Source organism: bacterium, assembly GCA_030247525.1.
Lineage (GTDB): Bacteria > Electryoneota > JAOADG01 > JAOADG01 > JAOADG01 > JAOTSC01.
Map to the genome: position 1 here is coordinate 1 of JAOTSC010000111.1, position 11,058 is coordinate 11,058.

General features: G+C 47.3%; 9 protein-coding genes. All 9 read right to left on the reverse strand.

The window, feature by feature from the left end:
- Positions 1-25: 25 nt before the first annotated feature.
- The gene (locus OEM52_10410; GenBank protein MDK9700544.1) at positions 26-1,726 is read right to left on the reverse strand and encodes a hypothetical protein; all 1,701 of its coding nucleotides are present in this window, start codon (positions 1,724-1,726) and stop codon (positions 26-28) included.
- A gap of 1 nt (position 1,727) precedes the next feature.
- A complete protein-coding gene (locus OEM52_10415) occupies positions 1,728-2,966 on the reverse strand; it encodes an ATPase, T2SS/T4P/T4SS family (protein ID MDK9700545.1) in 1,239 nt (412 codons plus the stop codon).
- A complete protein-coding gene (locus OEM52_10420) occupies positions 2,966-4,327 on the reverse strand; it encodes a carboxypeptidase regulatory-like domain-containing protein (GenBank protein ID MDK9700546.1) in 1,362 nt (453 codons plus the stop codon). The genes OEM52_10415 and OEM52_10420 overlap by 1 nt, the downstream gene beginning before the upstream one ends.
- 2 nt (positions 4,328-4,329) lie before the next feature.
- Complete coding sequence (locus OEM52_10425; protein MDK9700547.1) at positions 4,330-4,833, reverse strand: cyclic nucleotide-binding domain-containing protein; 504 nt, start codon at positions 4,831-4,833, stop codon at positions 4,330-4,332.
- An 8-nt stretch (positions 4,834-4,841) separates the two neighbouring features.
- A complete protein-coding gene (locus OEM52_10430; GenBank protein ID MDK9700548.1) occupies positions 4,842-6,650 on the reverse strand; it encodes a GspE/PulE family protein in 1,809 nt (602 codons plus the stop codon).
- A gap of 70 nt (positions 6,651-6,720) precedes the next feature.
- Positions 6,721-8,064, reverse strand: coding sequence for a type II secretion system F family protein (locus OEM52_10435; protein MDK9700549.1), 1,344 nt, complete (start codon positions 8,062-8,064; stop codon positions 6,721-6,723).
- Positions 8,065-8,222: 158 nt separating this feature from the next.
- A complete protein-coding gene (locus OEM52_10440; GenBank protein ID MDK9700550.1) occupies positions 8,223-8,630 on the reverse strand; it encodes a hypothetical protein in 408 nt (135 codons plus the stop codon).
- A gap of 312 nt (positions 8,631-8,942) precedes the next feature.
- Positions 8,943-10,169, reverse strand: a complete 1,227-nt coding sequence (locus tag OEM52_10445) for a type II and III secretion system protein (GenBank protein MDK9700551.1) — start codon at positions 10,167-10,169, stop codon at positions 8,943-8,945.
- A gap of 127 nt (positions 10,170-10,296) precedes the next feature.
- The coding region (locus OEM52_10450) for a response regulator (protein ID MDK9700552.1) at positions 10,297-11,058 on the reverse strand (762 nt) is incomplete at its 5' end.

The window sequence follows — 11,058 nt, forward strand, 5'->3', positions numbered from 1 at the left end:
GCATAAGTCATCGTTTTCTCCTCCGTTAAGACGGGCTGCCGGTTGGTGGGTTGGAATTGCCGCTGCCACTGCTACCACCTGGGTTTGGTGCTCCGGTACTGCCTGAATTCCTACTATCGTCTACGGGTACTCCGGTTGCGCCGGGTGCAGCAGGATCCTCCGGCGGAAAAGGAATCTTCAACTCAAACTGATAAACGGTTTTTCCTTGTATTTCGACTCGCTGCACACTTTGAATAATCGTATTCGGAAAGAGCTTCGAAACGTCGTTGATCCTCGCTCGAGTCAGCGATTTCCCCATTACTGTAATGCCGTCTTTGGCGTTCTGAATCGATTCCAGCCAAACTGAACCTATCTTGCGGGAACTAATGTCGAGTTCCAGTAAAAGCTTGCTCCAGCGTTGCGAACCTGCCGACAGTGAATCCGAAACTGCAAGCATTCGCTGCATTTCCAGTAGCAGAGCATTCTGTTGTTCGAGTTCGGTACGTAACCACTGGTTTCCTTGTTCTTGTTGTTTTCGTAAAACCAAAGTCGATTTGTTTATCTTGACAGCTCGACTCTCTTTCATTGTCGAGAAAGCAAGAAATACGGTACTGACAAACAACAACAGGAGTAATAAATAGCCGTGCCAGGCAAAACTTAACACGCGTTGCGATCGTTTTACTGATTCAGGTAACAGGTTCGATTTCCAATAACCACTTGGGTCAAGCAATTTCAACGCTAACCCGATTGCGACAGTAAATTCAGGAAGAATCGATCGCTCTTCTTCGGTCAAACTGTAGTCGTCGCAGCCGCCATTTCCCAAAATCTTCACCTTAACTGCCGGATACTTCCGTTCAAAAAACTCTTTCGCTTCGATTTGAATTACTTGACCGGAAAGTGCTATCCGATGGATTTCCGCTATGCCAACTTCGTCCTGTTCTAAGAGTATTTTGCTTGCCAGCGTTTGCAACAATGCCGGTGAGACAGAGCCGGTTTGGATCAACGGTGCAACAGTAATAACATCGCTGCCATGCAGAATGATAAGATGAGTGTATTCCCGCCCGATGTGTATTAGAACAGTGATTTCTTGTGAGGCTGCAAGCCATTCCCGGTTCATTAAACCGACCAGCGATACTTCTACCGGGTCAATGAGACTGTATCGCATCCGAGGATTGCCCAGCGACTTTCGCATCGCTTCCAATCGGTTGATGAATACCATTTCATCACGGTGAACGATACACCAGGAAGGGGCGCCGGCTTGCAATTCTACGTGTGAGTTATTCGCGGTAACTGTTTCGCCAATTTTCGCTTGCGCGACACCGCGAATTCGATCCACTAATGTGTTCGGTTTGTCGGAGATTTGTGGTTCACCAGCGTTGAAGAAACGGACGTTGGCAGGGGCAATCGCGATTCCCAATTTTGATTTCATTAATGGAAGCCGCGCCAAAGCTGAGTGCAACAGTCGCTCATCGTCTTCTGGTGCTTCTCCCGAACCGACCATCCCGGCTACCGAAGCTTCTAAATCGGCTCCGAATGGTGATAGGTCAGCAGTCGGCATCGAACCGGTTAACGAAGTTGGACCCCCTTCAACCGGTGAACTTAAAGTTAACCGCTGGATCGAGAAAATGGCGATCCCGTGTTTGTTGCGGATGAGATGGGCGATCATTAAATCTTTGCCATCGGCTTGAAATCCGATCGCGTGATTTCCCGTTGGATATTTGACCGCACCTTTTGCCGTGAGCGCCATATTAGAGTCCCGAAAGTAATTCCTGCATACGCTTCTTGTTATTCGAATAGTCAAGTGCGGATTGGGGAGCGATTCGCCGCAACTGAACCAATCGTTTCAAATCCTGTTCGATGGTTGTCATTCCATCGGCAGATGACTCATGAATCATTTGATAAATTTCGGTGGTATTACCATTCCGAATTGCTGCCCGCACCGACGAATTTATTACGAGAACTTCTTTTGCTAGACAACGCTTGCTATCCAAGGTTGGAACTAATTTTTGCGATATGACACATTGTAGAACATCGGCAAGGCGCATCCGGACACGGGTTTGCTCAAGTTCTGGCACTTCTGCGATGATGCGGTCGATCGATTCGACGGCAGAGGCGGTGTGAAGAGTTGAGAACACTTTATGACCGGAGTCGGTGATATCGAGAGCGGTCATTATCGTTTCCGGATCACGCATTTCACCTATCACAATGATATCGGGATCTTGTCGAAGAGCTTGAACAGCACCATCTTTGAACGAACGTACATCACGTCCAACCTCACGATGGCGGACGATGCAGCGCTGCGATTGATGGATTGTCTCGATCGGCGAAGCGATAATCACGATGTGAGCATCGACGGTTTTATTGTTTGCGTCGATAATCGTATCGAGTGTTGTCGATTTGCCGGAACCGGTAATACCAGTGACCAACACCAATCCCATTTTTACATGCTGGAGAGATAACACCCTGGCAACATTCGGATGAAGTTCCAACTCCCGGAATGAGCGAATCGAACCGGCAATATGTCGCATATTCAGCGCGAGGTTGCCCATGTCGAAATATGCGTCAGCACGAAACCTTAACCGCGCCGATTCTCCCATGTTTGTTCGACTGACTTCAGTTGTATAGGAAAAGTCACAATTCCGGTTATCCCAAAGAATTTCAAGCTGTGTTTCATCGAGCAGGTTTAAGATGAGAACATTCGTTTGATCTGCAAGAAAACGTCCAATCGACTGTTCGGGTGACTTCACTCCATGAATGCGGTACCAGATATACCCATTCGCCGAATCGCCGCCAAAATCAATGTCGCTGGCTTTCATATCCGGCATCTTGGTTACCAATTCCTGCATCATCGAATAGAGTGGACGTCGCTCCCGCCAATCCATTTTATGCAATACCAATGAAATCTGTTTGAGTCGCTCGAGTCCATCGGCAAATGGATCGATTTCATTGAGTACCGAATCGGTAATTTTTTCTAGTTCATCATTCATCAGTCGACCGTCCCGTAAACGGTTCTTCCGGCTTGACCGAAAATCGGACTCGTAATGGTTACAGTAATCGATGCTTCGACCGGTGCCAAAGTATCCTCAGGAGAAAAATCGGATAATGAAAAGTAAAAATTCGTCCAGGCTGGACTTTGGGTATCGGGATAAATTAATGAAACATCGCCGTTAAGCTGACCGGCGGTCGATTGGACAAAGAACCGGGTTCCAGCCGAAAGTGGGTGGTCGTAGATATCGGCAACGTGAACGCTAAACCCTTGTGTTCCGCCATTTTCTATCTCAAATGAGCTGGGATCGATATCAATTGTGGCTACACCTCCGGTCCACAACAACGTACCAAAAATCGTATAAGAATGGCCAGTCCAATCAACAGTCTGGGAAAAGACCCGGGACCAACCCGATGTCGAGAAGGGATAGGGATTGCCGCTCTGGAGCAGAACGGAAGCCCGTCCGAAATCATCAGTTATACCTTGTGCTTCAATAACGCCGTTTTCCGAGGAGAAATACACATTTGTACCAGCGGGAACCGGATTGGAGTAACGGTCGCCGACGATTACATAAACCGTATCAACCATACCCATAACACCTAATGTCGGGAAATTAATATTGGCGAAACCGAGTGTGGTGTGCACTGAATCAGGCGGTCCGGAATGAATGGTCATCCGAACTGGCCGGGCGCGGATTGTATCCTGTACGGTTGCAAGAATCTGAATTGTTCCCGGACGGGTTCCTGAGAACAATGCGCAAACTGCCCGTCCATTCTCATCGGTTTGAGCACTATCGTTGCCGAGATACTCACCACCGCCAGTTGCCCCTTCGATTTGGAAGTGCATCGTTACCCGATTATTGATGTCGACTGGAATGCTGCGTATGTCACGCGCTTCAAAAGTTAATCGAGCGGTTTCGACGGTACCGGTTTCGCGAACGGAAATGCTCGCAACATCCGATCCGATGTAGATAATCGATACCGCTTCACCGGAGGATGTACCGGATGTATCACCACTGCGAATTAAACGCATGGTAGGCATGTTAGCAAGTTGACCGGAGTTGACTCGCACATCAGTGCGTTGTGTAACATAACCGCCGCGTGAAGCTTCTAACGTTACATTCCCGGAGAAACTATCACCCACAGCGAGTTCGAGCTGAAAGTGTCCCGTAGAGTCGGTTGTCGTTGTTTCATTGTACTGTAAAGTTCGAATGAGCACACTGGGAACACCGCGCGAAGTTATCTCGTCGACGACTGTCCCTTCGATGGTTGCACTGGTCGGTGACACTCCATCTTCGCTGCTTTTGCAGGAAAAGAATGCCAACGGAAGTAAGATCGTAATGAGGATTTGCCGAAATTTCATGGTCAATTCCCTTCCCGCAATCGGGTTTCCAGATCGCGAATCCGGTCGTTCGCGCCGCGTAACTTTGCAATGATAATCCGAGTTATGTTAAAAACGAACAGCTTAAACAAACGCTCTTCGCGACGTCGGAACCAATCAAGTACTCGTTCCCGGTCGAATACTAAACAGTCGCTATCCGATTGAGTACGAACAGTTGCCACCCGCGACGAACTAAAAAAGGAGAGTTCGCCGAAAACTGCGCCGCGCTTGAGTATCGTGTATAAAACCTGAACGTCGTGGCTCCAGATTTCGACGGAGCCGTCGAGAATGACAAAAAAATTGTTCGCCGGTAATCCTTCTTCAACTACCAGAGAATGCATGGGATACTCTACTTCTCGGCCAAGTTGCAGAAACGATTCACGCTCGTAATTCGAAAAACCTTGTAACAATCTGCCAAAATCTGTGTCTTGGTAACCGGCACCCGTAAGCCAAGCAGGGCGGAATTGGTTTTGTTCTGAGTTTTCCATTCTCTCCCCTATTCGTCGGTTGTTGCCCCTAAAATCTCGTCAATTGTGGTTACGCCGGATTTCACACGGTCGAAACCCGATTTCCGCAATGTTAACATTTTATGGGAAATCGCAAGTTCGCGGATCGCCTGTTCGTTGATATCCTCTTTCGAAGAAATAATGAGTTCACGCAAGTCTTTATGAAAATAGAGTGCTTCATGGATTGCTGCGCGACCTTTCCAACCTGCATTGCATTTGGGGCAACCGACCGGCTTGAAAAATGTTGTCGAACGGATTTCGTCGTCGCTGAATCCGGAAGCTAATAGCACTTTTTCATCGATCTCATTAGGATTGACTGGTTCCTTGCAGACTTTACATAACGTCCGAACCAATCGTTGTGCGACGATAATGTTAATCGCATAAGCGATGAGAAATGGTTCTATACCCATCTTGAAAAGTCTGGCAACAGAAGAAGGAGCGTCGTTAGTATGCAAAGTTGAAAATGTCAAATGCCCGGTGTTAGCAAGCTTAATTCCGATTTCTGCGGTTTTCTTGTCGCGCATTTCGCCGACCATGACGATGTCGGGGTCATGACGGAGAATTGCGCGAATCGCCATATCGAAATCTAACTTGTCGCTAATCTTGATTTGTCGAGCGCCTTTGATTAAATACTCGACCGGTTCTTCCACGGTAAGGATACATTTCTCCGGTGTAATTACATGGTAAAGCGCACCCATTAGCGTTGTCGATTTACCACTCCCGGTTGGCCCGGTGAGAATCACCATTCCTTGCGGCGCAGAGATTGCTTTGATGTAGTCAGCTCGCGCTTGCGGTTGAAGTCCTAACTTTTCAAGATCAGTGATGACCTTTCGGTCGTCGATTACACGCAAAACAATGGATTCGAGTTTGCGTTCAAACTCTTGGCCGACAATCGGAATAATCGAGACCCGAAAGCGCATCATGTGGTCGTCGATTTTACGTTGGACAAATCCGTCTTGTGCCATATCCCGTTCGAACCGGTCAACATTTTTCGTGCGATCTTTGAACACCGCTGCAATCGCTTCCGGCTTGATTCCTTCCTGGCGGTACCATAATTTCAATTTGCCATCGAGCCGGAAATAAAAATCGGAGACATTTCCCGACTGCGGGATAATGTGAATGTCGCTTGCCCCTTGTCGAACCGCTTCGACCAAAGCACCTTCCACTAAATTCACCAGCATCGATTGATTGATTTCAGCGTCCAAAGCCTCTTCGTCGACAGCACTCTCTTCACTTATCACTTCGAGTTTCGCGTTGACGTCTTCGAGGATTTGTAAAAACTCGTTCTTCACAGGATAAATCTGTGCGATGAGTTGCTGGAGTGAGTCTAACCGGGTGTAGGCAATTTCAAAGCGCTTTACGCCAATCGCGGAGATTAGATCCGGTAGATCGCGTTCGGTTGGATCGGGTGACAATAATAGTGCAGCACCACCAGTAGCGGAAGCGGGAATCAAAATGAGTTTGCGGTCGAGTAACTGATCGCGGTTTTTTTCGTTCAAACTCTCGTAAAACGATTTGATCGCCGATAACTGCTCAATAGTAAGAGGAGCGACTTCGATATCAATGATTGGGAAGGCGTACAACTGTGCAATCGTACTGTACACTTTATCACGGTGAGCGCCGAGTTCAGTTACTAATATCTCACCCAATCGCCGCCGTCCTTTTACTGGCTCTCGCGATTGAATTTCGATAGCGCGTTTTAGTTGCTCGGTGTTGATTACCGATTTTTCCACCAGCATCTGTCCCAACCGGGAGCTGGTCGTCAGTGGCATTACAGTTGATGAAGTTGCACTATTCATTGTACTTTGACATTGACCTTACAAAAAACATGGGACCGATTCTCGAAGTGGAAAGACAATCCACTAACGATTACGTTCCCGGCATCTTTGGACGAATAACAGCGGTTTCCGAAGACACAATTGTAATCGCTGTCATCACAACCATGATCAACATTGCGATCATTACTTGAATCAGATCAATGATTGTGCGCAGTTTGTAAGTTGTCTCTTTTTCATAATAATTCGCGACTTGCAGGGCAGTTTGCCTGATAGTTCCTGTTTCTGCTCCGCTCCGTAAACGTGAGAGTGCATTCTCAGTGAAGACTCCGGTCGCCTCCAGCGATTCCACCAAACCTTTACCTTCCTTGAGCATCATTGGGATGGCTACTTCTTTAATTTGACGTTCGATGTACCGATTGTTACAGGCTTCGGAAGCGACCCGAATCGCTTCGATGTTTTCGCCCGAGCCGCCGTACAAAGAGTAAAATACCCGACAGAAAATTTCAATGGCGGTTTTGTGGGCTATTCCACCGATGACCGGCAGTCGTATCAAATAACGATTGACTAAGAACTTTCCTTGATCGGTTCGAAGGAACGCGACAATAGCAACAACCGGGAGAACTGTAACAACCAGAAGAATCATCAAGTGGTCGCGGAGGAAATTGGAAAAATCGAGAGTCGCTTTCGTCATTGGTGGCAATGGAATGTTGAATCGCTGGAACATCTCTGCAGTTTTTGGGAAGATGTAACCGACATAAAACATCACTGCGAGTGCCAATACTAGCACAACGATCGCCGGCATTATCAGCGCACTCTTAAGATTCTTTTTAAACTCGGCGGTGCGCTCAAGAAACTTTGCCGTCGCTTCGTAGATGTCAACCATATTACCAGATTTAGAGGCAACACCCAGCATATATGACGTGAACTTTCCTAATGCTAACTCATGTTTTCCGAATACTTCTTTGCCGTCTTTTCCTTCGCGGAGGTCCTTGCTAATCTCGCGCAATACGTCTCGCAGTGCTTTGCTCTGAAGGTCGTTGGATAAAAGATTTAAGATTTCGTCGTAAGGCAACTTCTCGCGTAATAAATCCGCCGATAACCGAATGAACATTACAACGTCGGTGTTGGCTGGTTTCGCTTGAAATTCAAAAAGCTTTGGTTGGATCCGAATAACTTTGAAGCCAAGTCGCTCGAGGGCAGTGCGTACTTCAATTTGGGCATACGCTTTTTGCTCGCCGGTAACAGGTTTGTCAAGTCCGCGTTGAACTTTATACAGGAAGGTGCGTTTTTTTTGAACTTCGGTTAGTTTAAAACGGTGTTTGGTAGAAAGTTCCTGGGCGCGCTTTCGTGCCTCCGATTTCGAACCGGCGGTGATAATCCCTTGCACCAGCTTGCCAGCCGGTGTCAACCCAAGATAACGGTAGTCAAAGCCCACACTTCCTCACGACGAAGGCGTTCCTACTAAAATGCAATATACATCGGGAAACATTAGAACTGAGAATCGGTTTCAGTGTTTGAAAATTTTTCTCAGATCGCAGTTATGAGAAGGGCGAGCCCAAAATGGACTCGCCCATTCGCAATCCAATCAAACGATTATCGGGTAATCGTCGGGGTCGGGACAGTTGTAGCGGTGATTCCAGTATATGTCACCACTGCGCCTTCACGACCGGTTCCGGTTAAGGTATAAGTATTCACGCCGCGAGCGGAAATGACAAACGCGTCATTGTTGGCATTCGACCATGTCAAGGTACCGGCGGCGACACTCTTGCCAATAATCGAGAAGTCAAAGTTGGTGTAATCGTTCTGAGCTGCTGGTCCACCAAGCGCTGTAGGCTTGCGTACCCACTGCTGGGAAGCACTGATGATTCCAAGACATTCTTGAACAACTGCATCTTCGTTCGCTTGCTTGGCGCTGCTACCGAAGAGGTTGATTCCGACGACAACGGCGATACCGACAATGATCACGCCGAGGACGATTAACAATAATTGTTGCTGGCCCATACTATCCTCCGATGGTTTAATCCGTTGGGATTACTGTTTTCTGTGAACCTCGATAACTCCGGCGGAAAATGCCGCACTTGGAAAAAGTTATCAAGGTCCCGCGTCTGCTGGGATCGGCACAATTTTAACCGTATCCCCGAACTTCGCATAACGCGGTGGAACATCCACGATTCAACATAAGAATCGGGGAAACTTGTTTGCAACTACTATGAAAAGAGCTGTTATCTGATATGTGATTTGTGAACACTTGATAATTCGTTGTTTATAATATATTAGATGATCTGTGTCACTCTGGCTATTGGGTTCGAACTCTCATTTGTCTAAGCCCGACTGTTGCCATAAGTCACCTTGACGTTGCTCCATTCGTTGCCGCTCGTCTTGAAGTCCTTTGCGCGTCCGCATCTCTTTCATCCGAGTGACGAGATCCTTCTCCAAACTAACTTTCAACAATATCACCAACTCTTTGTTGGCATAGTTAACCCGTTCGTATCCGGTGAGATAACGAATCCCAAGAACCCACGGTGGCAAATCTCTTAGAAATGGTATTCCTTTACGTGATTCGCTTTTCTCGGTTGAATACAATCCGCCGATTGCTGCCTCTTCATTTGGCAGCATCAACAACGATGTGCTCGCTTTCGATTTATTGATGGTTGTTGTTAGTGCGCTAACATTGCCGGTTGAGCGTTCTACGTCAAGCTTGAGATGAACAAACGTCACATCGTTATCGATGTAGACAGTAGGAGTAACTGTTAACATCGTACCGGCAGAAATAAAATTATCGATGGTGTTGCCGGCGAAGTCGCGGGTCTTAATCGAAAAGTCCTGTCCCACATGAACACTGCCTTGACGACCAGCTCGGACGCGGATGAGCGGATTCGCCAGAATCGTACCCAGTCCCTTATTTTCAAATGTCTTTACTATGCCGGAGACCGAGAGTGTTTTATCGACGGTTTTTTGAATCGAGATCGTGAAGATGTTGTTATCGGTGACATTGCCTACAACATCCTGTGATGCAACTGCATTAACCTCACCGGATGAAAGTGTACTCCAATTGACGCCGACTTCGCGCAATGCATTGCGATCCGCTTCAAAAAACACCGCTTCAATTGTGACTTCACGGCTGGTAGCTGTGATGATATCAACATCTTTTCCGAGCTGAGCGTCTTTCACCAGTGGGTCGTATACCCGAATGAAATTACTCTCCTCTTCGTACTCGAGTTCATTCTTCTTACTGATTAGCTCCAATGCCCGTCGCCAACTCAAATTCACGATTTCGACGCCAATTTTGCCAACCTTTCCGCTATTGTCGATGATAACTTTGTTGCTCGTACGAAGGGTTATCTCACCCATCAGTTTCATCGCTTGATCGATGGGCAACGTTTCTGAGAATGTTACCCGGTCGTCGGTCACCCCGGAATTTGTCCACTCCTGTCGCGGCTGGGTCTGAGCCGATGCAAGCGGAACCAGTCCAATCGCGAAAGCAATTAGAAGCGGAATCGTCAGGAAGGTTCCTGTAACGATTGGTTTTGATCGATGCATCTCACTTCTCCTGTTGAAGATGAATACCCGGAACTACCGGATTGCGAACTCGATTACTCATTCTTGAAGCTCGCTTCCATTGTTGCGAACAAATAAATTCACGAATCGACTAAACATCGCGATCAAATTAGGGAATTCGATCAAAAGCGGTTTCCAACCACTCACTTGTCAAGAAGATCAAATTTATCACCCAAAGTTTGAACAACCGCTCTTCATGTTGTCGAAAAAATGTTAAGGCATCACTGACATTGTAGCGTACAACTCTCACTTCAGTTTCAGCGATCAACTTAACGGAACGCACATTAACATTCAACAATGAGGAAGCACCCCATGAATCTCCTGGCGAGAGCAAAATCACATCACGACCTAATCGCTTGACTGACATTTTACCTTGCACCACGAATAAAATGCCGCCGGAACCAGGATTCTCCCAGAGATACTCCTGCCCTTCGGAAAACTGCAACTCGCGTCCTAATCCCCGAAATACTGCATAATCGGCAGGTTTCCAACCCTTTAACAATCTCGGCAGCGGTTCTTCATCGTTTAATTTCTTTTCCTCGATTTCTGTCATCAAACTGCGCAGTCGTTCGAGATCAGATTCGGCGCGTTGTTTGGCTAAGCGAGTACTATAATTCTCTAATGCATTTCGTACGGTAACATCGAGTTCTTCCAACAATACCGGTTTTGCCAGAAAATCGTAAGCTCCTCGTTTCATCGCCTCCCGCATCATGTCACGAGTATCCAATCCTGTAAAGACGACGATTGGCAACATCGCTTTCCGCCGTTGCAGTGCATCGATGAGCTCAAAACCATCCATCTCCGGCATTGCTAAATCGGTTATGACGAGGTCGAACGGATCGCTATCGAATCGCTCTAATGCGATTTTACC